This is a genomic window from Listeria swaminathanii (assembly GCF_014229645.1).
Classification (GTDB): domain Bacteria; phylum Bacillota; class Bacilli; order Lactobacillales; family Listeriaceae; genus Listeria; species Listeria swaminathanii.
The window spans coordinates 1,167,739-1,192,803 of the sequence record NZ_JAATOD010000001.1; the positions used below are offsets into that span (position 1 = coordinate 1,167,739).

25 protein-coding genes and 1 other annotated feature are annotated in these 25,065 nt (G+C 38.2%); of the genes, 2 read left to right on the forward strand and 23 right to left on the reverse strand.

What is annotated here, in order from left to right:
- Positions 1-57: 57 nt before the first annotated feature.
- From HCX62_RS05850 to cshB, 3 genes are read right to left on the reverse strand one after another with little or no spacing between them, the layout of a single operon-like run.
- Positions 58-984 carry a manganese-dependent inorganic pyrophosphatase gene (locus HCX62_RS05850; protein ID WP_185637624.1) on the reverse strand — a complete coding sequence of 309 codons (927 nt, stop codon included), beginning with the start codon at positions 982-984 and terminating at the stop codon, positions 58-60.
- Positions 985-999: 15 nt separating this feature from the next.
- Positions 1,000-1,893, reverse strand: a complete 894-nt coding sequence (locus tag HCX62_RS05855) for a deoxyribonuclease IV (protein ID WP_185637626.1) — start codon at positions 1,891-1,893, stop codon at positions 1,000-1,002.
- A 14-nt stretch (positions 1,894-1,907) separates the two neighbouring features.
- Positions 1,908-3,215 (reverse strand): DEAD-box ATP-dependent RNA helicase CshB, encoded by a 1,308-nt coding sequence (gene cshB / locus HCX62_RS05860; protein ID WP_008947828.1) that lies wholly within the window; start codon positions 3,213-3,215, stop codon positions 1,908-1,910.
- A gap of 145 nt (positions 3,216-3,360) precedes the next feature.
- Between cshB and HCX62_RS05865 the strand changes: the two genes are divergently transcribed.
- Positions 3,361-4,356 carry a 4-hydroxy-3-methylbut-2-enyl diphosphate reductase gene (locus tag HCX62_RS05865; protein WP_185637628.1) on the forward strand — a complete coding sequence of 332 codons (996 nt, stop codon included), beginning with the start codon at positions 3,361-3,363 and terminating at the stop codon, positions 4,354-4,356.
- Positions 4,357-4,401: 45 nt separating this feature from the next.
- On the opposite strand, the gene HCX62_RS05870 is transcribed toward HCX62_RS05865, so the two are convergent.
- The 9 genes from HCX62_RS05870 to recO form a co-directional block, all read right to left on the reverse strand.
- Positions 4,402-5,523: a Nif3-like dinuclear metal center hexameric protein gene (locus tag HCX62_RS05870; RefSeq protein ID WP_185637632.1), complete on the reverse strand. Its 1,122-nt coding sequence runs from the start codon at positions 5,521-5,523 to the stop codon at positions 4,402-4,404.
- Positions 5,520-6,224: a tRNA (adenine(22)-N(1))-methyltransferase gene (locus HCX62_RS05875; RefSeq protein ID WP_185637634.1), complete on the reverse strand. Its 705-nt coding sequence runs from the start codon at positions 6,222-6,224 to the stop codon at positions 5,520-5,522. Before HCX62_RS05875 ends, HCX62_RS05870 begins: the two co-directional genes overlap by 4 nt.
- A 67-nt stretch (positions 6,225-6,291) precedes the next feature.
- A complete protein-coding gene (rpoD, locus tag HCX62_RS05880) occupies positions 6,292-7,416 on the reverse strand; it encodes an RNA polymerase sigma factor RpoD (protein ID WP_003721960.1) in 1,125 nt (374 codons plus the stop codon).
- A 94-nt stretch (positions 7,417-7,510) separates the two neighbouring features.
- Positions 7,511-9,394, reverse strand: a complete 1,884-nt coding sequence (dnaG, locus tag HCX62_RS05885) for a DNA primase (protein ID WP_185637635.1) — start codon at positions 9,392-9,394, stop codon at positions 7,511-7,513.
- Positions 9,395-9,413: 19 nt separating this feature from the next.
- Positions 9,414-9,854: a YaiI/YqxD family protein gene (locus HCX62_RS05890; RefSeq protein ID WP_185637637.1), complete on the reverse strand. Its 441-nt coding sequence runs from the start codon at positions 9,852-9,854 to the stop codon at positions 9,414-9,416.
- Between the two features lie 189 nt (positions 9,855-10,043).
- Entirely contained in the window at positions 10,044-10,868 is an 825-nt protein-coding gene (locus HCX62_RS05895) for a pyruvate, water dikinase regulatory protein (protein ID WP_185637639.1), read from the reverse strand.
- Positions 10,869-10,902: 34 nt separating this feature from the next.
- On the reverse strand, positions 10,903-12,969 hold the full coding sequence (glyS, locus tag HCX62_RS05900) for a glycine--tRNA ligase subunit beta (RefSeq protein WP_185637641.1): 2,067 nt from the start codon (positions 12,967-12,969) through the stop codon (positions 10,903-10,905).
- Entirely contained in the window at positions 12,962-13,852 is an 891-nt protein-coding gene (glyQ, locus tag HCX62_RS05905) for a glycine--tRNA ligase subunit alpha (RefSeq protein ID WP_185637643.1), read from the reverse strand. Before glyQ ends, glyS begins: the two co-directional genes overlap by 8 nt.
- Positions 13,853-13,919: 67 nt before the next feature.
- Positions 13,920-14,094, reverse strand: a binding site (T-box leader).
- A gap of 40 nt (positions 14,095-14,134) precedes the next feature.
- On the reverse strand, positions 14,135-14,902 hold the full coding sequence (gene recO, locus HCX62_RS05910; protein WP_185637645.1) for a DNA repair protein RecO: 768 nt from the start codon (positions 14,900-14,902) through the stop codon (positions 14,135-14,137).
- Between the two features lie 139 nt (positions 14,903-15,041).
- On the opposite strand from recO, the gene HCX62_RS05915 reads away from it, so the two are divergent.
- Positions 15,042-15,662: a DUF4352 domain-containing protein gene (locus HCX62_RS05915; protein ID WP_185637647.1), complete on the forward strand. Its 621-nt coding sequence runs from the start codon at positions 15,042-15,044 to the stop codon at positions 15,660-15,662.
- 53 nt (positions 15,663-15,715) lie between these two features.
- Here the strand turns inward: HCX62_RS05915 and era are convergent, their stop codons facing one another.
- The 11 genes from era to dnaJ all read right to left on the reverse strand — a co-directional run bounded on the left by era (position 15,716) and on the right by dnaJ (position 24,984).
- Positions 15,716-16,621, reverse strand: a complete 906-nt coding sequence (gene era / locus HCX62_RS05920; RefSeq protein WP_185637649.1) for a GTPase Era — start codon at positions 16,619-16,621, stop codon at positions 15,716-15,718.
- Positions 16,618-17,013 (reverse strand): cytidine deaminase, encoded by a 396-nt coding sequence (locus tag HCX62_RS05925; RefSeq protein WP_008947839.1) that lies wholly within the window; start codon positions 17,011-17,013, stop codon positions 16,618-16,620. The genes era and HCX62_RS05925 overlap by 4 nt, the downstream gene beginning before the upstream one ends.
- 24 nt (positions 17,014-17,037) lie before the next feature.
- Positions 17,038-17,433 (reverse strand): diacylglycerol kinase family protein, encoded by a 396-nt coding sequence (locus HCX62_RS05930; RefSeq protein WP_185637651.1) that lies wholly within the window; start codon positions 17,431-17,433, stop codon positions 17,038-17,040.
- Positions 17,411-17,896, reverse strand: coding sequence for an rRNA maturation RNase YbeY (ybeY, locus tag HCX62_RS05935; RefSeq protein WP_008947841.1), 486 nt, complete (start codon positions 17,894-17,896; stop codon positions 17,411-17,413). Before ybeY ends, HCX62_RS05930 begins: the two co-directional genes overlap by 23 nt.
- A gap of 16 nt (positions 17,897-17,912) precedes the next feature.
- Positions 17,913-20,069 carry a cyclic-di-AMP phosphodiesterase PgpH gene (gene pgpH, locus HCX62_RS05940; RefSeq protein WP_185637653.1) on the reverse strand — a complete coding sequence of 719 codons (2,157 nt, stop codon included), beginning with the start codon at positions 20,067-20,069 and terminating at the stop codon, positions 17,913-17,915.
- 15 nt (positions 20,070-20,084) lie between these two features.
- Positions 20,085-21,044 carry a PhoH family protein gene (locus HCX62_RS05945; protein ID WP_185637656.1) on the reverse strand — a complete coding sequence of 320 codons (960 nt, stop codon included), beginning with the start codon at positions 21,042-21,044 and terminating at the stop codon, positions 20,085-20,087.
- A 187-nt stretch (positions 21,045-21,231) separates the two neighbouring features.
- Positions 21,232-21,678, reverse strand: a complete 447-nt coding sequence (locus HCX62_RS05950) for a GatB/YqeY domain-containing protein (RefSeq protein WP_003736634.1) — start codon at positions 21,676-21,678, stop codon at positions 21,232-21,234.
- Between the two features lie 19 nt (positions 21,679-21,697).
- A complete protein-coding gene (gene rpsU, locus HCX62_RS05955; protein ID WP_003719762.1) occupies positions 21,698-21,871 on the reverse strand; it encodes a 30S ribosomal protein S21 in 174 nt (57 codons plus the stop codon).
- A 197-nt stretch (positions 21,872-22,068) separates the two neighbouring features.
- The gene (locus tag HCX62_RS05960) at positions 22,069-22,836 is read right to left on the reverse strand and encodes a 16S rRNA (uracil(1498)-N(3))-methyltransferase (RefSeq protein WP_185637658.1); all 768 of its coding nucleotides are present in this window, start codon (positions 22,834-22,836) and stop codon (positions 22,069-22,071) included.
- Positions 22,837-23,781, reverse strand: a complete 945-nt coding sequence (gene prmA / locus HCX62_RS05965) for a 50S ribosomal protein L11 methyltransferase (RefSeq protein WP_185637660.1) — start codon at positions 23,779-23,781, stop codon at positions 22,837-22,839.
- A 72-nt stretch (positions 23,782-23,853) separates the two neighbouring features.
- A complete protein-coding gene (gene dnaJ / locus HCX62_RS05970) occupies positions 23,854-24,984 on the reverse strand; it encodes a molecular chaperone DnaJ (RefSeq protein ID WP_185637662.1) in 1,131 nt (376 codons plus the stop codon).
- Positions 24,985-25,065: the final 81 nt, after the last annotated feature.

Here is a 25,065-nt window from a genome sequence, read left to right on the forward strand (position 1 = left end):
TTAAAAAACGAGACAAAAAACCTGGAAAAAATGGTTATCTTTTCCAGGTTTCTGTCATTATTTAGCGAAAGTATCTGTTAAAATTGGGACAACTTGTTTTTTACGAGATACAACACCTTTTAGTGGTGCTTGATTTTCAACGAATTTTACACCATAAGCTTCTTCTACAACGGCTGTTTTTGAACCAATAGAGATTCCAACTGAGTCGTTAGTAAGAATGTTTGTGATGACGAACAAGTATAAATCAAGTCCTTTTTCTACGATAGTATTCGTTATAAGTGCTTCTACTTCTGCGCGACGGCTGAGTACATCATTCACATCAACAACGTTAATTTGAGCGATTTCTACTTTGTTGCCGTTCATGTTGAATTCTTTCGCATCCAGTAATAGTTCGGCTACTGTTTTTTTACTAACGTCTGCTCCGGCTTTAAGCATTTCCATGCCGTACGCTTGAATATCAACTTCTGCGATAAGCGCTAATTTTTCTGCAGCAACTTTATCTTCTTCTGTGCATGTTGGTGATTGGAAAAGAAGTGTGTCAGAAATGATAGCAGAAAGCATAAGTCCTGCAACAGTTTTACTTACTTCTACTTCATTTTCACGGAACATTTTTAGAAGGATTGTTGTCGTACATCCAACTGGTTCAGCACGATAATAAAGTGGATCAGATGTTTCGAAGTTAGCAATACGGTGATGGTCAACAACGGCTGTCACTGTTACATCGTCAATATCGTCTACACTTTGTTGGCGTTCGTTATGGTCAACAAGTGCCACTTCGGAAACTTCATTCGCAACCGTTTGAACTAAACGTGGAGCTGTTACTTGGAAATAATCAAGAACAAAAGCTGTTTCACTATTAAGCTCGCCTAAACGAACCGCTTCAATATCTGCTCCTTGTGCTTTTTTTAATTCTGCGTAACTAATGGCAGAACAAATCGTATCTGTATCTGGATTTTTATGACCGAATACAAGTGTTTTTGTCATTATTTTCGTCTCCTTTTAGCTGTTTTGAATTTTATTTAATAAATCTGGGTCAAATTCGCCATTTCTTAGCATTGCGATTTCCCATTCGTATGGTGCTTTTTTAGATGCTTTATCTTCACCAACGTATGGCGTTTCAAGAATTTTTGGAACGTTCGTTAGTTGTGGATGGTGAACGATATAATGCAAGGCGTCAAAGCCAATATGGCCAAAACCGATATTAGCATGTCGGTCTTTATGCGCGCCTCGTTCATTTTTACTATCATTGATATGTAGGACTTTTAAGCGATCAATGCCGATAATTTTATCAAATTGATTTAATACGCCGTCAAAGTCATTCACAATGTCATAACCAGCATCGTGTGTGTGACATGTGTCGAAAGTAACCGATAATAATTCGTTATGCGTTACCCCATCAATGATTTGGGCAAGTTCTTCAAAAGTGCGACCACATTCAGAACCTTTTCCAGCCATTGTTTCTAAAGCGATTTGCACATCTTGGTCATGGATTAATGCTTCGTTAAGACCTTGGATGATTTGTTTGATTCCTTTGTCTGCCCCTTCGCCGACATGAGCGCCGGGATGAAGTACGATTTGCTTGGCACCAAGCGCACGTGTACGTTCAATTTCAGATTGTAAGAAAGTAACACCTAGTTCGAATGTTTCTGGTTTTACAGAATTACCAATATTGATAATGTAAGGCGCATGAACGACAATGTCAGCCATATCGTGTGCTTTCATATGTTCTAAGCCTGCTTCAATATTCAATTCTTCAATTGGCTTTCTCCGCGTGTTTTGCGGAGCGCCAGTATAAATCATAAACGTATTTGAACCGTAAGAAGCTGCTTCTTCACTTGCGCCAAGAAGCATTTTCTTTCCGCTCATTGATACATGAGAACCTAGTCTTAGCATAGTTCATTCCTCACTTATCGTTTTTTCCGTCTTTCGCGACGTTTAATTTCGTTCATTTTGTAGTTAATTTTCTTTTTATAGTTTGGTTTACCTTTTTGTTTTGCTTTTTTACGCATACCGATTTCACGTGGATCCGCTGTTTCGCGTTTTGCTTCACGTTTTGCACGACGGTTGCGGTCTTCTAGTGTAACGAATTCTTTGTTTTTCCAGTCAACGTGCTTAAACTCAATACCCATTTTTTCCAGTTGGTTTAGACGATCTTCATCAGCTGGTTCGAATAAAGTAAGGGCGATACCAGAATGTCCGGCACGACCAGTTCGGCCTGTACGGTGAATGTAGAAATCTAAGTCATCCGGTAATTCATAGTTTACAACATGACTAATTCCTTGGATATCAATACCACGAGCAGCTAAATCTGTCGCAACAACATATTGATAATCTAAGTTTTCGATTTGTTTCATTGTCCGTTTACGTTCACGTGGGTTGACATCGCCATGAATTTTGGCTACTTTAAGTCCACGTTCAACTAATCCGTTTGCTACTTCATCAGCCGTTGTTTTCGTATTAGTGAAAACAATCGCCAAATAAGGTTGCGAACCAACTAAAACATTTTTAAGTAAATCTATTTTGTTACGGCTACGAGTGGCCATAATACGGTGTTCCACTGTTTTTGAAGCAGCCACTTTTGGTTGGATATGCTCATAACGCGGATTTTCCATATATTTGCTTAAAAATGGTTTTAATTTTTGCGGAATTGTTGCGGAAAAAACAAGCATTTGTAAATTAGCTGGCATTTTTCCAGCGATATGGTCGACATCGTTTAAGAAGCCCATATCAAGCGTCATGTCTGCTTCGTCAATAACTAGTGTTTTCGCTGTATGAACAAATAAAGCTTGTTCGCGGATTAAGTCATTGATACGACCAGGCGTTCCGACAATAATTTGTGGTTGTTTTTTTAGTTTATCGATCGCACGTTGTTTGTCCGTACCACCAATAACAAGCTGTACAGCGATTTCTTTCTCACTGTATTTCGTTACTTTGCGAATTTCATTATAAATTTGAGTAGCAAGCTCACGACTTGGTGCCGTAATAACAGCTTGTACTGCATCTTTTTCAGGATTCACATTGTTAATAATTGGCAAAATAAAAGTATGGGTTTTCCCTGTACCTGTTTGAGATTGTCCAATGATACTTTCACCTTTTAAAATGCCTGGGATTAGCTTCTGTTGTACTTCTGTTGGCTCATAGAATCCTAATTTATCTATTGCAAGTCCAATAAAAGGTTGAAAGCCGAATTGGTCAAACCTTGATTTCTTCGTCATAAAATATTTCCACTCCGTTCTATACCTAGTAGCCATTATAGCACATAATTGGACATTCGTGCGCGCGATAAGACAACTTTGTCAAAACAATCAAAGTCATTTATACTAAATAAAGAATCTAATACAGAAATGAGGATGTTTTCGAATGGAAATTATCAAAATATCCCCTCGTGGTTATTGTTATGGAGTGATTGATGCCATGGTTATTGCCAAAAATGCCTCACTCGATCCAACTTTACCACGACCTATTCATATTTTAGGTATGATTGTTCATAATAAACACGTCACCGATGCATTTGAATCGATTGGTATTTATACTGTAGACGGGACAAACCGAGAAGAAATTTTAGATAAAATAACGACGGGAACGATTATTTTCACAGCACACGGCGTCTCTCCAGCTGTTAAAGCGAAGGCCATTGCAAAAGGCTTAACGACAATTGATGCAACCTGTCCCGATGTGCTCCATACATATGATTTGATTGTAGAAAAACAAGCAGCTGGATACCAAATCATTTATATTGGCAAAAAAGGACATCCTGAACCAGAAGGCGCGCATGGAACTGCACCTGATGTTGTTCATATAGTAGAAACTAAAGCGGATATTGATGCCCTTTCCTTTTGTTCTGATAAAATTTTTGTGACTAATCAAACGACCATGAGTCAGTGGGATGTAGCAGATTTAATGGATTATATAACAGAAAAATTTCCGACATCTATACACCACCAAGAAATTTGCATGGCGACACAAGTGCGTCAAGAAGCAGTCGCGGTACAAGCGAAAGATGCTGATGTCACTATTGTTGTGGGAGATCCGAGGAGTAATAATACAGCTCGTTTAGCCCAAGTTTCAATCGAAAAAGCCGGCACAATTGCTTACCGTATTGCTGATATTTCGGAATTAGACATTCAGTGGATTATAGATGCGAAGAAAGTCGCTGTAACGGCCGGGGCAAGTACTCCCACCCAACTTGTGCGAGAAGTACTTCTATTTTTAGAGCAATTTGATGCAGCGGATAAAACCACTTGGGAGCGAAAACATACGCCAGACTTTGCCAATATCATCCCCAAAATGAAAAATAAAAATATGGAAGAAAAAAGACGCCAACGTTTGATGCATTTAAAAAACGGCGGAAACTAAAAACCGACAAACTCCTGTTACATTAGGAGTTTGTCGGTTTTTTTATTAACAAAATTGGAAAGGATCTGTATTCACTTCGGAAACAATAAATTCTGCTTCATAGTCTAAAATTTTCGCTTGTTCTTCGATTGTGTTTTTCAAATAGCCTTTCATGACTTTTTCAATGTTATGGCCAGCATCAATCGTTGGTAAATTAATTGCTAGTAAATCATGGGCTGTGTGGTAATAAACATCACCGGTAATAAATACATCTGCACCAGTGGCTTTTGCTTGATGAATAAATTTATTGCCATCGCCACCAATAATCGCTACTTTTTTAACCGTTGTTTTTAAATCACCAACAAAACGAACATTTTCGATGGCAAAAGCAGTTTTTAACTTGTCAATAAATGAAACCATGCCGATTTTCTTCGGTAAAGTACCAACGCGACCTAGTCCTTCTTTGTAAGTTTGCGTTTCTAGTGTGTAAACATCAATCGCTGGTTCCTCGTATGGATGTGCAATTTTAACTGCTTTTGTAATCGTTTCTGTTAAATATTGCGGGAAAATGGCTTCTATTTTCACTTCTGGAATAGAAGTCAGTTCCTCTTTTTTACCAATAGTCGGATTAGCATCTGCTCCTGGTTTAAAGGAACCGATACCCGTCGTATGGAAAGTGCATTCTGTATAATTAGTGCCGATTTGGCCAGCACCATTGTTTACAAGTGCTAAACGTACGGTTTCGAGTTCATTTTCCGGAACATAAACTGCGATTTTGCAATATGGCTCTGTATAGGTTTCTTCAATCATCGTTGTATCTTGCAATTGAAGTAAATCTGCCAGAATATCGTTTACGCCACCTTGAGCAATGTCTAAATTAGTGTGTGCTGCGAAAACAGTAATATCATGCTTGATTAATTTTTTAATCATTTTGCCTTGTTTAGTTGTTGTATCAATATGTTGTGTTGGGCGGTATAAGAATGGATGATGTGCGATAATTAAATCGACTTTTTTTTCAATAGCTTCATCCACCACTTCTTCTAATACGTCTAAAGTAAACATGATTTTTCTCACTTTTTTGGATAAATCGCCTACTTGCAGACCAATCGGATCGCCTTGCATTGCTAGTTTTTTCGGCGCTATTTTTTCCATAATCGCTGTGTATTCATAGCCATTTGCGACTTTCATTTTAGCACATCCTCTACTAATGCGATTTTATGTTCTAACTCGCGGATTTTCGCTTGATTTTCCGTTGAAATTGGTTGATTGTTAGAAATCGTTTGGATAATATTTTGCCATGTGTTGGTTTCGTGACGCCATTTACTTTTGAAAATAGCGCTTTGTTCTTGTAGTAAACATGGTCCGAAAAATATTTCTTGATTAGTCCAAGAAACCGGTTTTTCAGAAGGTTCAAGTACCATAATTTCATAAATTTTATTATCTTCTCGTAAAATGGCTTCAGACGTAATAAGCCAGTTGTTTTGTTCGGACCATTCTCTTAGTTGCCAAGCTGCAATATTCGGTTGCAAAATTAATTTGGTTACGCCGATTAATTTTGCTGCGCCTTCTTCTAAAATAGTACGTATTAACGCGCCACCCATTCCAGCAATGACAATCGTATCAATCGCATCTTCTTTTTCAATAACAGCTAACCCGTTGCCTTTTCTAACGTCAATTTGTTCTGTTAAACCAGAAGAACGTACTTGTTTTTGTGCGGATTGAAAAGGTCCGTCAACCACTTCGCCAGCAATAGCGAAAGAAGCCGTTTGATTTTTGATAGCAAAACATGGTAAATAAGCATGATCGCTTCCGATGTCTGCGATTCGTTCATTTTTTGTTATGTAAGAAGCCACTTTTTCGAGTCGCTTCGATAGTTGCTCTTCGTTCATTTGGTTCCCTACTTTCGTTTTCATTAAAAAGGCAGGAGAACGGTTTGTCCTCCTGCCCGGTTGTGCTTTATTCCAGGAAGTCTTTTAATTGTTTGCTGCGGCTTGGATGACGTAGTTTACGTAAAGCTTTGGCTTCAATTTGACGAATCCGTTCACGAGTTACGCCGAATACACGACCAACTTCTTCTAAAGTGCGCGTACGACCATCATCTAGACCAAAACGTAAGCGAAGTACGTTTTCTTCACGGTCAGTTAATGTATCAAGCACATCTTCTAGTTGTTCTTTTAGTAATTCGTATGCTGCATGATCGGAAGGTGAAGTCGCATCTTGGTCTTCGATAAAATCGCCTAAATGTGAATCGTCTTCTTCACCAATTGGTGTTTCAAGGGAAACTGGCTCTTGTGCGATTTTTAGGATTTCCCGAACTTTTTCTGTTGGTAAGTCCATTTCTTCACCAATTTCTTCTGGTGAAGGATCGCGGCCTAAATCTTGTAATAAGGAACGTTGTACACGGATTAGTTTGTTGATTGTTTCAACCATATGCACAGGAATACGGATAGTTCTTGCTTGGTCCGCAATCGCACGGGTTATCGCTTGACGAATCCACCACGTTGCATAGGTACTGAATTTAAATCCTTTATTGAAGTCAAATTTTTCAACGGCTTTCATTAGTCCCATGTTACCTTCTTGAATTAAATCAAGGAATAACATACCACGACCAACATAACGTTTTGCGATACTTACTACTAGACGAAGGTTGGCTTCTGCTAGACGTCCTTTAGCTTCGATGTCGCCTGCTTCAATACGTTTTGCTAAAGCAATTTCTTCATCAGCTGTAAGTAAGTCTACTCGACCAATTTCTTTTAGATACATGCGGACAGGGTCATTGATTTTTACGCCTGGTGGTACGCTCATATCTGTTAAATCAAAGGATTCGGTTTCTTCTTTTACAAGTTCTGTTTCATCTGGATCTTCATCATCTGCATCGTCAGAAACTTCAATTCCTGCTTCACCAACATGTTCTAAATACTCATCCATTTGATCGGAATCCAAAGTGAATGGAGCTAATCTGGCAGCGATTTTTGCATAAGTTAAAATCCCCTTTTTCTTACCTTCTTCTATCAGGGCTTCTTTTACTTGCTCAACACTTAGTTCAGCAACTGGTTTTGTGTTTTTTGTTTTATCACTCATAACTGCCTGTATTCCTCCTTCCAAAATGCCGCCAACCTCATTAAAAGGCTTCTCTTAGGTAATAATACCATCATTTAGCGGTTTTAAAACGTTATTAATCCAATTGGCCGCTGTTTAACTGGCGGTTAAGTTGGACAATCTCGAGCATGACGCGAATTTCATTTTCTTTGTCGTTTTCACGATTATACGTCGCTAGTTCTTGCTCAAGTTCTTTTTTCTTTTGTTCTAATTTAAACCGTTTTAGACTTCTAATGTAGTCTTCAAACTGGGGCTTCCCTTGCTCATCCGGACTAAGAACCATTTCAAGGCTACTAATAAGTCCTTTCATTGCAGGATCAGAAACACTATCCATGAACTTAGTTGGATCTGCATCATTACCTTCTGCAAAATAACCAATTAAGTAGGTATAAAGCGCCTCATAATTGTCATGATAAAACTTAGTGTCGCCAAGAAGTTGCTTAATTAAAAGGAAATTATCTCGGCTTTCCATCATCGCTTTCATAAGCTGCTGCTCTGAGATAGTATGGGCAGATAATTTTTGTTGTGTCGGTTGTTCAAAAGAAAATAGCATTTCTGTATCTTCTTGTGGCACCATCCCCATAAAAGAATCATCTATTGGTGGTTCATTATAACTAGCCATTTGTAGCGATTTTTGACTATTTTTAAGTGATTGCTGTAATTGCTGTTTTAATGTTTCGATGGTTAATTCAAATTCATCTGCCAGCTGTTTTAAGTATAATTCTCGTTCGACGGCTTGATCTAGTTTCGCGATTTCACGCAGACAATCGTCAATATAGGCGATTTGATCTGTTTCATTTTGCAAATTACGTTCTCTTCGCAAATAATGGATTTTAAACGCGGTCCAAGTCATCCGCTGTTGTTTATAGATTTCTTTGAATTTCTCTGCACCACTTGCTCTAATAAAGTCATCGGGATCTTTTCCAGCGGGGAGTTGCAAAACAAAGACATCTAAGCGATTCCGTTCGACGAGGAGTGTTCCTGCTTTGTAGGCAGCTTCAATTCCAGCACGGTCGCCGTCATAACAGATAATAGCTCGATTAGTAAGCCGTTTAATTAAATCTGCATGTTCTTCTGTCAAGCTAGTTCCCATCGAAGCAACAGCATTTTGAACGCCAGCTTCTTCTGCGGAAATAACATCCATAAAACCTTCCATGAGCGTGATTTCTTCTTGTTTTCTAATAGCCTGTCGTGCCTCTGAAAAATGAAATAACGTTCGTCTTTTATTAAAAACAGGCGTTTCAGGACTATTTAAATACTTAGGACCATCATCGCGGTCAAATAACCGGCCAGAAAAGGCAATAATTTGCCCGCGGTCATTCGTAATTGGAAACATAATTCGGTTCCGAAAACGATCAACCATTTGACCATCATCACGTTCTGATAAGAGTCCGGCCGTACCAGCAAGTTGCAAGTCCATGCCTCTTTTTTCTAGAAAAGAAGTAATCGTTGCATGGTGATTTGGAGCAAAGCCAATTTGAAAGGTAGTCATCATCTGTTCAGACATGCCGCGCTCTTTCAAATATGCTAATGCTGCTGCGCCTTCTTCTGTTTCCATCAAAATATAATGATAGAGTTTGGCAGTAAGTTGGTGCATTTCGACCATTTTGGCTGTTTCAGAAGTTTCTTTTGGTAAAGTGCTTGTATCGCGCTCTTCTGGGAGCTCAATATTCACATCTAAATGACTCATATCTGCCACTTTTTTTACCGATTCGACAAAAGTTAGTCCATCATGCTCCATTAGAAAGGAAAAAACATTACCTCCCTTACCACAACCAAAACAATGGAAAATCTGCTTTTCTGGTGATACGGAAAAAGATGGTGTTTTTTCGCCGTGGAAAGGACATAAGCCAGAGTAATTACGCCCCTGCTTTTTTAATTGGACATAATTACCAATTATATCGACTATATCCGCTTGATTCCGGACTTGATCAATTACTTCTTCAGGAATCCGCGCCATTTTGACAGTCAACTCCTATTTACTTATTTTGCAAAAATGTGGTCAATCGGTCTTTGAAAAGGGAGCGATCAGAATCACTCATTGCTTTTGGACCTTTGCTATATTTGCCTTGTTGTCGTTCTTTGGCATGTCTATAACGAATATCTAACATTAATGACATTTCTTCTTCTCGGTAAAGTTCGCCGCGATTAGAAAAGACAAATGTGCCCTTTGCAAGTAGAATACTAGCCAGGCCAATATCTTGCGTTACGATAATATCGCCTTTTTTTGCTAAATTCATCATTCGCATGTCCGCTGATTCTTTTCCTGTATCGACAAAAATCCAATTCTCTCTGTTCGTATTAACAGAGTAATGGTTAAACGAGGCAACAAAAGTAACTTCTAATTGAAATTCTTCTGCTACTTGTTTTATTTCTGCTTTCACTGGACAAGCATCGGCATCTACCAAAATTTGTGGCACACATTCCATCCTCTCTTCAAAATCTATGAAGGCACGTTAAAAAACGAGTTTTTCCACCCGTTTTTAAAATAATATGCATAGATTTAGCTTTTTTATAAGCGAAATTAGATTATACGGGAAGATACTAACTTTTACAAGCAGATTTCCCCGTATAATATATATATTCGCCACAAAAAGCAAAAGTCCTTCTTATAATTCTAAATTTTCATCAACAATTTCACCAATATGGATTAAAATCTCATTTGCGGTCTCTTCAATGGCTTTATTTGTCACATCTAAGACGAAACAATTAAGCTTGCTGGCTAATTTATTAAAAATTGCTAGCTCTTCATCAATACGTTGATTACTTGCATACGTTCCAGCGCCAGGCAAACCAATCGAAATTAAACGTTCTTGTCTGATTTTCGTTAATTTTTGCTTACTAATTTTCAGACCGATAATTTTCTTAGGATCGATTTCAAAAAGTTCATCGGGAATTTGTGCTTCTGGAACGATGGGAATATTAACGATTTTCAAACCTTTAAGCGCTAAATATTGCGATAAAGGAGTTTTTGATGTTCGCGAAATACCAATTAATACATAATCCGCTTGCAAAATGCCTCTTGGATTACGGCCATCATCATTTTCAACGGCAAATTCGATTGCTGCAACTTTAGTGAAATACGCTTCATCCATCGAACGAACGCGTCCTGGTTCAGAAAGTGGCTTAATTTTATACGTTTCCTCTAACTGGTGTAAAAGCGGGCCAAATAAGTCAATAATTGGCACACCGAAAGCTTGAGCTGTTTTATTTAGCTCTTCTCGAACGCTTTCTAGTACAATCGTATGGACGATAATACCATTATTTACTGCCACTAAGTCGACAATTTCTTCAATCATATGGGAAGAATCGACGTGGTGAAAACGATGAATAAATTTCGGTGTTTGACCAAATTGACTAAGTGCTGCTCTTGTCACAAGTTCGGCCGTTTCTCCTGTTGAATCGGAAACCACGTATACGGCTGGTTGAGTCATACATACTTCCTCCTCTTTGCTCAAAATCTTACTTTTATTTTACATTAATTTCATCCATTTGAGCAAATTCTTTAATAAAGCTTGCCAGTTCGAATAATAGAGCTAGACGGTTATTTTTCAATTCCTCATTGTCACTCATAACAAGTGTATTATCAAAATAAGCATCGATAGTTGAACGTAAATCAGCAAATGCTTTTAGTCGTTCGATAATTGTTAAACCGGCATAATCAAATTTCAGTTTTTCTAATTTATCAAAAAGAGCCTGTTCGTATTCATTTTCAAATAACGCTGGGTCAACTTCCACGCCATCTTCATATTTTTTAGAAATTTTCACAACGCGACTGAGTGCTTCGATTGTTGGACGGAACCATTCAGCTTCAGCGTGTTCATTTAAAATTTGCGCGCGGTCAATCAGCTGTGGAATTACATTTGGATCGCCGGCAATAACTGCATCAATAATATCATGGCGAATATGGTGACCTTGCAGAATAACACGTAGTCGATTTTTCAAGAAAGTCTGTACTTCTTTTTTAACGTCAGCGCCAGGTAACTCGGCAGAACCTTCTGCACGTTCCATATCAACAATACGTGAGATAACTTCAAGCATAGGGATATCCCAACCATTTGCTTGGATAATGCGCATTGCTCCAAAAGCACTACGGCGTAAACCAAATGGATCCGCTGAACCTGTTGGAACAATATTCACACAGAAGAAACCAATCAGTGTTTCTAATTTGTCAGCAATAGCGATTAAAGAACCTAAGTCGGTTTGCGGTAAGTCGCCTTCAGCAGAGTTAGGTAAATAATGTTCACGAATGGCCGTTGCGATTGCTGGTTTTTCACCTTGCAACAACGCATATTTTTCACCCATTAAGCCTTGTAGCTCTGGGAATTCACCGACAACATTGGTTACTAAATCAAATTTATAAATATTTGTTAAACGAATAATATCTTGTTTGTCCTCTTCTTGCCAATCTAAGTAGTCGGCAAGCATTAGCGCCACTTTTTGAACACGTTTCATTTTTTCTGTTAGCGTTCCTAATTTTTCATGGAAAACGATATTTTGTAATTTAGCAACCGCTTGGTCAATCGTCATTTTTAAATCTTCTTGATAGAAGAAATCGGCATCTGACAAACGAGCGCGTAACACTTTTTCGTTTCCGCGTGCTACTGTGTCAAGGTTTTCGTGGTTACCGTTACGGACAGTAACAAAGTGAGGTAATAATTCGCCCTCTTGGCTGAAAACTGGGAAATAACGTTGGTGCTCTTTCATCGTTGTGATTAAGACTTCTTCTGGTAACTCTAAATATTCTTTTTCAAAATTCCCAGCTAAAACGGTTGGATATTCGACAAGATTCGTTACTTCTTCTAGCAAGTCGTCGTCTTCTTTAATTTGCCAGTTTTCCATCGATTCTAGTTCTCGCAATTGTTCTACGATAGCTTGTTTACGTTCTTCGGCATTAACTACTACAAATTGCTCTAACAACGCATTTGGATAGTCGCTAGGTTGTTTAATAGTTGCTGTTTTTCCTAGGAAACGGTGACCACGTGATGTATTGCTTGTTGCAACACCTGTGATTTCAAACGGAATAATTTCTTCGCCGAACATAGCGATAAGCCATTTAATTGGGCGAATGTAACGTAAATCATTGCTTCCCCAGTGCATGCTTACAGGGAAAGTCATACTAGTTACTATTTTTTCTAAGCTTGGAAGTAATGCGGTTGTTTTTTCGCCGATCACTTCTTTTTTAATGTAAATATATTCTACGCCTTTAATTTCACGGAAAGTAAGGTCAGCTGGCTCTACTTTTTGGCTCTTTGCAAAACCTAATGCCGCTTTTGACCAGTTACCTTCATCGTCTAGCGCAATTTTTTTCGCTGGACCTTTTGCTTCTTCCACGCGGTTTGCTTGTTCTTCTGCCATCGCTTCCACAAGGACAGTTAAACGTCTAGGCGTCGAATATGTTTTGATTTCGCCAAATTCAATTTTGTTTTCATTTAACCAATCAGTCACACGCTTTTCTAATTGTAAAACAGAACTAGTAACATATTGCGCTGGCATTTCTTCTAAACCAATTTCTAATAAAAAGTCTTTACTCATGACGTTTTCCTCCCTCTTCTTTGACTAATGGGAAGCCTAATTTTTCTCGTGATTCATAAAATGTTTTCGCAATACGTCTTGCTAAGTTTCTGATTCGACCAATATACTGCGCGCGTTCAGTAACGGAAACAACACCACGAGCGTCTAGTAAATTAAATGTATGGGAACATTTCAATACATAATCATATGCTGGGAAAACAAGTCCGTCTTGCATTTGGCGCGTTGCTTCTCTTTCATATGTGTCGAAAAGAGTTAAAAGCATTTCAGTATTAGATGTTTCAAATGCGTATGTTGAGTTTTCGAATTCTGCTTGGAAAAAGATGTCGCGGTAGCTAATTCCTTCTGTCCATTCTAAATCAAAAACATTTTCTTTATCTTGAATATAGCTTGCTAAACGTTCAACACCATAAGTGATTTCGGACGTAACAGGGAAACATTCTAAGCCACCTACTTGTTGGAAATAAGTGAATTGAGTGATTTCCATTCCGTCTAACCAAACTTCCCAACCAAGTCCAGCGCAACCAAGCGAAGGATTCTCCCAGTTATCTTCTACAAAGCGGATATCATGCTCTAACGGATTGATACCTAATTTTTCTAAAGAACCAAGATAAAGCTCTTGAATATTGTCTGGAGAAGGCTTCATCACTACTTGAAATTGGTGATGTTGGAATAATCTGTTTGGATTTTCTCCGTAACGACCATCAGCTGGACGACGAGAAGGCTCCACATAACCTGCTTTCCACGGTTCTGGACCAATTGCTTTTAAGAAAGTATACGGACTCATTGTGCCGGCACCTTTTTCCACATCATACGATTGCAACATAATACAACCTTGCTCGGACCAATAATCTTGTAACGTTCTAATCATTGTTTGTAAATTCATTGCTTCCACCTCCAAAAATAATTCAGCCAATATAAAAACTCTCGTCTCTATATGCTGATTTAAAGCATATAGGGACGAGAGTTAGCTCGCGGTTCCACCCTATTTGGAATTTAAACAATTCCCACCTTGATTTCGCTGTACTCCAGAACGCCTTCACAAAAAGTTAAATACTCGGCTTCCACCAAACCCGAACTCGCTAAAAAATAGAGCTTTTTGTTACTATTTTCCTTCAACGTACCTATTAGTTGATATATTAAAAGATACTGTATTTTTGCTTAAAAGTCAATCGTCGCTATCTTTTTTTAACATATTTTCCCATTTATCCATATCGCGTAAAAATTTCCGACTTTTTAAATACAAACCAGAATATTCATCGTAGTACGTATCAATTGCTTTTTGAAGCCATTCTTTTGTTTCTGGTTTGACATCGATATTTCCTAATCTATCTAATTGGAAAATGAAGAACAGCCGCAAGAGTTTGACCACATTTTCTGGTAAATGCATGCGATAACGATCTCTATCAAAACAGCGATGGCAAATAATCCCATTGCTGCTTGTCGAAAAATCAAAATGCCCAGTCGTTTCTCCGCAGATGGCACATTTATCCATTGTCGGATAGAGTCCAAGAACTGGCAACATTTTCATTTCATAAATTTGAGTGAGGATTTGTGGGTCGTAACCTTCATCGATATCTCGTAAAATTTGAAATGTTAATTCATAGAGGTAAGGATTTGGTTGCCGTTCTTCGGTCGCTTTATCGAGCAACTCGCACACATATGTCGCATAAGCAGTCATAAAAATATCTTGTTGAATAGAAGAAAAGCTTTCTATCACTTCACCTTGCTGAAGCGTACCAAGACCGTTTCCACCAAAAAAAGTAAAATAGCCATTCGTAAATAATTGTGTTACTGCGGCTAACCTGCTTTTGGTTTTTTTTGCCCCCCGAGCTACCACACCAATTTTCCCAAATTCACGTGTATACACTCGGACAATTTTATCTGATTCACGGTAACTCGTTTGCCGTATCACGATTCCTTCGCATTTTTCCATGTGGTAATCCTCCCTTTTTCATACGTCCTATTATAACATTTTCTTAACGATTATGTCTTTTTATATTTTTTGCTATCTTTCCGCGCCTACCTATTGTAAAATAGAGAAAAAGGTAAGAAAAGAAAGGATTATTTTTACTATGGATATGTTACTTATATTACTTATTAGCTTATTTACACTCACATTCATAGGTGTTGTTGTGGGAATTATCTTGCTTATTGTAAGAAAAGAAAGATGGGCAGGAATTATTGTTACTGGCTTATCATTTGGGCTTGGCTTCTGCGTTTTATTAGCTGGGCTAAATGTAGCAACGGCGACATTGTTCGAAGCATCTAACAACCCATTTTCTATTTATAATTATGATGCTGGCGAAGATTTATACGCCAATAATTTCGAGGAAGACTATGACGAAGATTATTATGATGACTACACAGATGTAAACTTTGGTGAAGCAGTTACGATAGAAAATGGTAGCACTGTTACTATTTCTAAACCGGAACTTTCCCAGAAAAAAGAAGGCTATGAAATTTATAAAGTAAAAGTGAAATTTGAAAACACAGGCTCAGATGCCGTAATGTTTTATTCAGAAGATGTATCACTTTATGATGATACCGATGATGATTATGGACAACAAATTACAGAAGATGATTTCTCCGGTGAAGTTCAACCCGGCGAGGCAAAAGAAATAACGCTTTACTATGAAGTATTTAATTCAGGTCCATACGATGTAGAGTATGATAACTACAACTGGACAGAATAACAATAAGTAAAAGCATCTGGCACACAATTTCGATTGTGTGCCAGATGCTTTTTTTAATACTCTTCGCGGTCGAAACCGTAATCTTGTAAATAATGCTCTTTGTCGCGCCAGTTTTTTTGAACTTTTACCCAAATCTCTAAAAATACTTTGGAGCCGAGTAAACTTTCGATTTCTTTTCTAGCACGCATGCCGATTTGTTTAAGCATTTGGCCTTGTTTACCGATAATAATCCCCTTTTGCGTACTTCTTTCGACAATAATTGTCGCATTGATTGTCAGTTTTTCTGTTTTAGGATTTTTTTCGATCCCTTCAATTACAACTGCAACCGAATGTGGCACTTCTTCACGCGTTAATTGTAAAACTTGTTCCCGAATTAGTTCAGAAATAATGAAACGTTCTGGATGATCCGTAATTTGATCTTTTGGATAATACATTGGTCCGATTTCTAAATTAGCGTTTGTTTGTTCTAGTAAGTTCGGTACGTTATTCCCTTGAAGCGCAGAGATAGGAATAATTTCTTCAAAATCCATCAAATCGCGGTACTGTTCAATTAATTTGAATAAATCTTCTGGAGCAATCAAATCAATTTTATTAATCAATAGAAAGACGGGTGTTTGCACGTTTTTAAGTTTTTCAATGATAAATTCATCCCCGCGACCAAATCCAGTAGATGCGTCGATTACGAAATAAATTAAGTCTACTTCTTGGAACGTATTTAATGCGATTTTTACCATGAAATCGCCTAGTTTATGTTTTGGTTTATGTATACCCGGTGTATCAATAAAGATAATTTGTGATTCGTCTGTTGTATAAACACCTTGTACTTTATTTCTCGTTGTTTGGGCTTTATCGCTCATGATAGCAATTTTTTGCCCGATAATATGATTTAATAAAGTTGATTTCCCAACATTAGGTCGCCCAACTATAGCTACAAATCCTGATTTAAATGGTTCGCTCATAACATATCCTCCGATGTGAATGCGCCTGGTAAAAGTTCTTTGACTGTTACCGTCGCTGTTTTTCCTGTTAAGTTTGTTAAAATTACTGGCATATCTGGTGCGCAAAACTCGCTAATGACTTGTCTGCATGCCCCGCACGGTGAAACTGGCCCATCTGTATCAGCTACGACAACTAATTGTTTGAAATCGCGTTTCCCTTCTGATACTGCTTTGAAAATAGCTGTTCGTTCCGCGCAGTTTGTTAAGCCAAATGATGCATTTTCGATATTACAACCAAGTACGACCTCATCATCTGTTGTAACAAGAGCTGCTCCTACCGGGAATTTCGAGTAAGGAACATACGCAAATTCTCTTGCTTGTTTAGCGAGTGAGATAAAATTATTTTCTTTCATTTACCAAGTCACAATCCCTTCTTTTTATAAAAACATCTGGCAAAAGTATGGTATGAATATAATTAGTCCGATAAAACTTGCAACAAATGCGGCTAGTAATACCGCACCAGCAGCTACATCCTTCGCTTTTTTTGCTTCATCAATATATTGTTCTGTTGCTACATCTACCGCTCGTTCAATCGCTGTATTAACCATTTCTAATATTAATACACCAAAAATAGAAAGGATTAACAAGGTCCACTCTGATTTAGTGACGTGAAAGAAAAAGCCGCAAATCACAACTGCAAGAGCTGCAAATGTGTGGAAGCGCATATTACGTTCTTCTAAAAAAGCAGTTTTAAGTCCAGTAAAAGCATGTTGAAAAGATTCTGCATAGTTTTTACTGCGTTTATATTTTCTATCTTTCAAGTCCATAAGCATCCAACACTTCTTTTTGTAAGCCAAACATTACTTTTTCTTCGTCAGGCTCCATATGATCATACCCAAGCAAATGCAGCAATCCATGAACTGCTAAGAAACCTAATTCTCTCGCTTTAGTATGTCCGTAATCTTTTGCTTGCTCTTCTGCTTTTTCGGTGGAAATAATTATATCGCCAAGCATACGCGGTGTTTCAAGGTCAAACTCGCCCCAATCAATTTCTGTTTCCCCGTCGCCCATTTCTTCAAGCGCAAAGGAAATAACATCGGTTGCTTGATCTTTATCACGGTATTCCCGGTTAATTTCACGAATACCTTCATTTGTTGTAAAAGTGAGTGAAAGTTCTGTTCCTTGTTCGATTTTTAAGTAACCAGCAGCAAATTGCAAAATGTTTTCTACTAGTTCTTTATCTTCGTCAGGTAACTTACTTGTTTCATCCAGTAAATCAATTTCTAAGACCGTCATCTTGTGCCCTCCTATTTCAATCTTTGTCATCAGGATATTGAATTCGTTGATGATATATTCCATTTAATGTGGCGATTAGTGTGTCACGAATGATTTTAATTTCTTTAATCGTAATATCACACTCGGTAAACTGCCCATCGAGGAAGCGATCTTTAATGATTCCGTCAATAATTTCTGTTATTTTTGCCATGGTTGGTTCTGCTGACGAACGAACGGCAGCTTCCACACTGTCTGAAATATTGATAATCGCTATTTCTTTCGTTTGTGGTTTTGGCCCACTGTAACGATAGTCTGCTTCTTTTACATCCGGATTGTTCTCTTTGGCTTTAAAGTAGAAATATTTAAGCAAAGTAGTTCCGTGATGTTGCAGTGCGATATCAATAATTGGTTGCGGCATATGATTTTCTTTTAAAATCTCCGCGCCATCTTTCGTATGCGAGAGAATTATATCACGACTTTGCTCTGGTGTCAGCCTATCGTGCGGATTAATTCCTTGTAATTGATTTTCTACAAAATATGGTGGTCTCAATGTTTTTCCAATATCATGATAAAAACAACCAACCCGAACAAGTAAACTGTTTGCGCCAATTTTATCAGCACATGCTTCTGCTAAATTAGCGACCATCATGCTGTGATGATACGTACCAGGCGCTTTCATTAGGATTTTTTTCAGTAATGGATGGTTTGGATTGGCTAATTCGACTAGACGGCTCGTTGTTAATAGACCGAAAATCGTTTCAAATAACGGAATAACGCCTACTCCGAGAATGAAAGCACCAAATCCACCTAAGAAGGCATAACCAATTGCCATTAACGTAGAAACTTGTAATAATGTGCTGTTATTGATGAATAATAATAGTAAAACGTAAATCATATTAATTAAGCCGACCATAAATCCAGAAAACATAATCGCGGAACGTCTGCTATAATCACGCAGTGCGACCACACTTGTCGCACCACTCAGTAGAATAAACACAGTTATACCACTATTGGCATCATTTTGGAACGTTAGCAAGCTCGTAACGGCAATAAAAATCACGCTTAAAAAGGCATATTTCTCGTTAAGCAGTATTTTAAGTATCATCGGAGCGAATGCTGCTGGAAATAAGAAAGCAATATTACTAATGTTTTGCGTTTCTAAGAATAAAATAATTAATAACATAAACAGTGAAACAACATATACCGAGGAAAAAATAAGCATTGTCTGCATTTTTTTCGCTTTAGGTTGCGATTGCTTTTTGGTATAAAGAAACAGGATCGCTGCCAAAGCAATAATGAAAATAGCAAAACCAGCATATTGTTTTACAGGCATTTTTTGATCTAGTAAATGTAGCATTTTTAACTGGCGATAGGTTTCTCTATCAACAATCTGCCCTTCTTGAACGATAACTTGTCCTTGTAAAATTTTCACAGGAACAACCGATTGGGAAGCTTCTTTTCGTCGTGCATCTGTTTGTTCTTCATTGTAAGTTTCATTAGGTACAATCGCATAAGAAACTAATACTTTCGATACGTTTTTGTAATACGATGGTATAGCTGATAGTTCGATATCATCGCGTGCTCTAATTTTGGCGGAGTTTAGATTCTCGTCACGGATTTTGTTTTCCATGGTTTTTGCGACTTCTGTTGTCACCACGTCTTCCATGATATTAAAATCTTTGTTTTTTGCTTCGATTAACGTAGTGAATACTTCATCGGATACATTAGATGTTATTTTTTCGGATACGTTACTTGATAATTTATCTTTTAGATTTTTTAATTTTGTTTCGGTTGTTGTAGGCGCCGGATCAGGTTTATTCTCTTTTTTGGCTTTTTCTTTATTTTTAGTATCGTTTTCTTCAGCTTCTGCATTCACTTCATTCACGTAAGCGAATAAACTTTGAATGAGGGCTACTCGGTTTTGACCAGTTTCGCGATTGTAGACATACACATCTTCTACAGCATCGCTTGCTTTGGTCCTTTCTTCTTTGGTTTTCTCAGTATCTTCAACTGTTTGAGGCGAACGAATGGTTTTTTCAGCAACTTGGAATAATTTTACATTGTATGATTCCGGTTTCGTCATCTGGCAAACGAGAAAATACGCTATAACAGCAAAGCAAACAAGGAGCAGCGGAAAAAGATATTTCTTTCCACTTTCGATGTACCAATCTCTCCATTTCTTGGCTAGTTTCACATCTTAGTCTCCTCTCTAATTTTGTTTCCCTTCGTAAGCTTTAATAATCTCAGCAACAAGTGGGTGTCTGACTACATCATGATGTTCAAAGTAAACAAAACCGATATCCTTTACATCTTTTAAAACTTGTTCGGCGTTGACAAGGCCGCTTGTTGCGCCTTTTGGCAAGTCGATTTGCGTCATATCGCCATTGACAATCATTTTAGAGTCATAGCCAAGTCGCGTTAAAAACATTTTCATTTGAGCGATGGTTGTATTTTGCGCTTCATCCAAGATAACAAAGGCATGATCTAGCGTGCGTCCTCTCATATAAGCCAGAGGAGCTATTTCTATGACGCCGCGGTCCATTAACCTTGTTGTATGCTCTGTACCGAAAATATCGTATAACGCGTCGTATACGGGTCGTAAATAAGGATCTACTTTTTCTTTTAAATCTCCAGGTAGAAATCCTAAGCTCTCACCGGCTTCAACGGCAGGTCGTGTTAAGATGATTTTACTAACATTACCTTTTTTCCATGCATCTACAGCCATAACTACGGCAAGATATGTTTTACCAGTACCAGCCGGGCCGACGCCGAAAACGATGTCGTGTTTTTTGATCATTTGAATATATGTTCTTTGTCCAAATGTTTTAGGTCTAATTGGATTTCCTTTGGCATTCTTTGTAATCTCTTCTTCAAATAACGTATGGAAATAAATTAGAGTGCCATTTCTTTGCATTTTTACTGCTTGGGCGATATCGCGACCATCAATATGAATGCCTCTTTTTACAGTTAGAATAAGTTCGTTTAAAACGGCTGTTGTATGCTGTACAGGTTCTTCTTCTCCAGTGATGGATAGTGATTCTCCCCGTGTAATAATTTTTACTTGAAGTAATTCTTCTAAAAGCTCGATATTCTTATTATTATTGCCGAATAAATCTTGAATATTTGTGTCATCAGATAATTCGACTACTTCATTAAATTCATTTAGCATTGGCTAACCCCTTCACCTGTTATAAGTGCCTTGATTAGTTATATTATACACGAAATTGCCTTGCTTGAAAAACGAAGCGATAGCAACTACGCAAATCGAGTAAAAATAAACATAAAAAAACAGGATTTCCTTCATAAAATACGAAGGAACCCTGTTTTTTTATGTTTCAAAACTAGTTTGAATTAGTTTATGAAAGATATTTTTTTACGAATTGGTTAACAGCACCGCCGTCAGCTTTGCCTTTTACTTTAGGCATAATTGCGGACATTACTTTGCCGAAATCAGCTTTACTAGATGCGCCAACTTCTTCGATAGTTGCTTTCACAATATTCTCAAGCTCTTCAGGAGTCAATTGTTTTGGCGCGTAGTCCTCAACAATGACAATCTCGGAACGGACTTTATCAGAAAGGTCGCTACGTCCAGCTTTGTCAAACTCTGCTAGAGAATCTCTGCGTTGTTTGAGTTCGCGGGAAATCACGGTTACTTCATCATCCGGAGTAAGATCTTTCACACCTTGGTGAATTGCTTCGTTTTGTAAAGCTGCTTTTAACATACGAATAACGGAAAGTTTTTCTTTCTCTTTATCGCGCATCGCTTGTTTCATATCTTCATTTAACTTGTCAAGCAGTGTCAACGAAATCATCGCCTTTTAATTAGAATTTGCGTTTTCTTGCTGCTTCGGATTTTTTCTTACGTTTTACGCTTGGTTTTTCATAAAATTCGCGCTTTCTGGATTCTTGCAAAGTTCCACTTTTGGAAACAGTACGTTTAAAGCGACGAAGAGCATCTTCAAGCGATTCGTTTTTACGAACTACTGTTTTTGACATCTCTCTTTCCCTCCCTCCGGCACTTACATGCACTCACTTAAATCCTTCATTTAAGTTCCAGAATAGGACATAACGGAAAATAAATTATGAATTATTCTGAAGTAATGCAGATAAGCATTCACTCATTAAAAATTATATACGAAACATCGGGCATCGTCAACATGAAATCGTTAACTTTCGCATAAAACTTTGAAATGTTATTCGTTTTTACTTTTATAAAGGTCAAAATAGAACGAAGCGGCGGATAAAACATAGAGTGGAGCAGTTTCCGTTCTTAAAATTCTTGGGCCAAGTCCAGCGAGTTTTGCATTCACTTCTTGAAGGAGAATAAGCTCTTTTTCGCTAATACCGCCTTCTGGTCCGAAAATACATAAAACAGACTGTCCAGGCTTGATTGTTTGGAATAAACTGGCAAGCGCGCTGTCCTCGCCTTCTCGAGCACTTTCTTCATATGCTGCAATCACATAGTCATAGTGAACATGATCAAAAATTAACTCTTTAAAGCTAGCGGCGTAATGAACTTCCGGGATTATAGTCCGGTGTGATTGTTCGGCAGCTTCTTGGGCAATTTTTTGTAGACGCTCGATTTTTTTGACAACTTTTTTATCATCCCACTTCACAACCGAACGTTCTGCTTTATAAGGAATGAATTTGTTTGCGCCTAGTTCTGTGGCTTTTTGGATGATAAGTTCTAGTTTATCGCCTTTTGGAAGACCGCTTGCAATCGTAATTTCGATCGGTAATTCGGTGTCTTCGTCCAACCATTTAACGAGATTTAATTGCAGTTCATCCTCGTTAATAGCAGTTATAGCGGCGATACACGTTTTTTTGCTTGGGAAAGCGATAAATACTTGGTCGGATTCTTTCATTCGCATAACTCGAGTCATATGATGAAAATTTTCGCCTGTTATGCGGATTGTTTCGTTATCGTTTTCTAGCTCATTTGTTACGAAATAACGCTGCATTTATTCCACTCCTCGTTTGGAAATAATCGCAACCCAGTCCCCTTGTTGCTCGATTTTCTCGATAATAAGTCCAGCATTTTTCAGCGCTTCTTCTACTACTTTCGCTTTATCTTCAATAATTCCAGAAGCGATGAAAATTCCGCCTGGTTTGAGCGCTGCATAAACATCTTTAGGGAAAAGTAAAATAACTTCTGCTAAAATGTTTGCGACAACGATATCCACGTCAGTTTTGTTGATATCTTGAAGAAGATTGTTTTGTTTTACAGTAATGATATGTTCTGTTTTATTTAATGCGATATTTTCCTCGGCTGCACGGGTAGCAATTTCGTCGAGGTCGGTTGCTAAGATAGACTTAGCTCCTAGTTTGGCGCTGGCGATACTTAATACTCCAGATCCAGTCCCTACATCGATTACTTCATCACCTGGTTGTAAATAATCGCTTAAAGCGCGAATACAGAGTTGTGTCGTTGGATGTGTCCCTGTACCAAAAGCCATTCCTGGATCTAGTTCGATGATTATTTCATTCGCGGATGCTTCGTAGGATTCCCAGCTTGGGACAATTGTAATTCTGTCAGTGATTTGAACAGGATGATAGTATTTTTTCCAAGCGGTAGCCCATTCTTCGTCGTCTACATCATTAACGACAAATTGAAATTTACCTAACGGGATGTCAAAAGTTGCGAGGTTTTTCAAGGTTTGTTCGATTTCCGGAATTTGCTCGACAAATTCTGTTGTTTTTAAGAAATAAGCTTTGATGATTACGCCTTCTTTTGGATAATCTTCGCGTTTAAGCGCGTAAATTTCACCAAATTTATCTTCTCGTTCGCGTAAAAAATCTGCTATATCTTCAATAGATACTCCTGCCGCGCCAAATTCTGTTAATACATTAGCAACTGGCTCTACTGCTTCATTTGTTGTATGGACTTCTACTTCTGACCATTCCATTTTTTAACACTCCTTTAGTATGTAGAAAAGGTCGATGGTTGCTTCTCGCACAACTATCGACCTCTACGTTCATCAATCGCCTTTAAAAGCTCGTTTCATTTTGTCAAAAAATCCGGATGTTTGTTCATCTACTTTGTCGCCTGTAGTGGAAGCAAATTCGCGCAAGATTTCTTTTTGTTTATCATCTAGTTTTTTCGGAACAATTACTTTGACGATAACGTGTTGGTCGCCAGTTCCATTTCCACGAAGATGCGGAACACCTTTGCCACGTAAGCGGAAGGTTGTACCTGTTTGTGTGCCACTCGGGATTTTCAAACGTACTTTACCGTGAACAGTTGGCACGTCAATTTCATCGCCTAATGTCGCTTGTACGAATGTGATTGGAACTTCTACGTAAATGTCGTCTGCTTCTCGTTCGAAAAATTCATCTGGAGTAACTACGAATACGACATATAAATCGCCATTAGGTCCGCCGTTAATGCCGGCTTCCCCTTCGCCAGACACGCGCATTTGTTGTCCGTCATTGACACCAGCTGGAACTTTCACTTTGATTTTTTTCGTTTTAGTGACACGGCCTTTACCGTGACATGTGGAACATTTTTCTTTGATTTCTTTACCAGTACCATTACAGTATTGGCATGTGCGTTTATTTACTACACGACCAAATGGGGTATTTTGTTCCACGTTAATAGAACCTTTACCACCACAATGGCTACATTTTTCTGGAGTAGTGCCTGGTTTCGCTCCAGAACCATGACATGTATCACAGTCTTCTTCGCGAGGGATTTCGATTTCCGCATCTTTACCAAAAATGGCTTCTTTAAATTTAAGACGCATCGTGTATTGTAAATCGCTACCTTGTCTTGGTGCGTTTGGATCTTGTTGGCGTCCGCCACCACCGAAGAATGTATCAAAGATGTCTTCAAAGCCGGAGAATCCTCCGCCACCAAAGCCACCACCAGCACCGCCGCCGAAGCCTTGGTTTGGATCTACATGTCCGTATTGATCATATTGAGCACGTTTTTGTGGGTCACTTAATGCTTCATAAGCCTCTGATATTTCTTTGAATTTTTCATCAGCGCCTGCTTCTTTATTTATGTCCGGATGATACTGTTTGGACAGTTTCCGGTAAGCTTTTTTTATTTCGTCCGCTGAGGCGCTTTTGGAAATACCAAGCACTTCATAGTAATCTCGTTTTGCCATCCGCCATCACTCCTGTCCATGATAGATTTTTATAGTCCTAACGTATTGTAACATTTGAAAGAGATGTTGTAAAAACTTTAT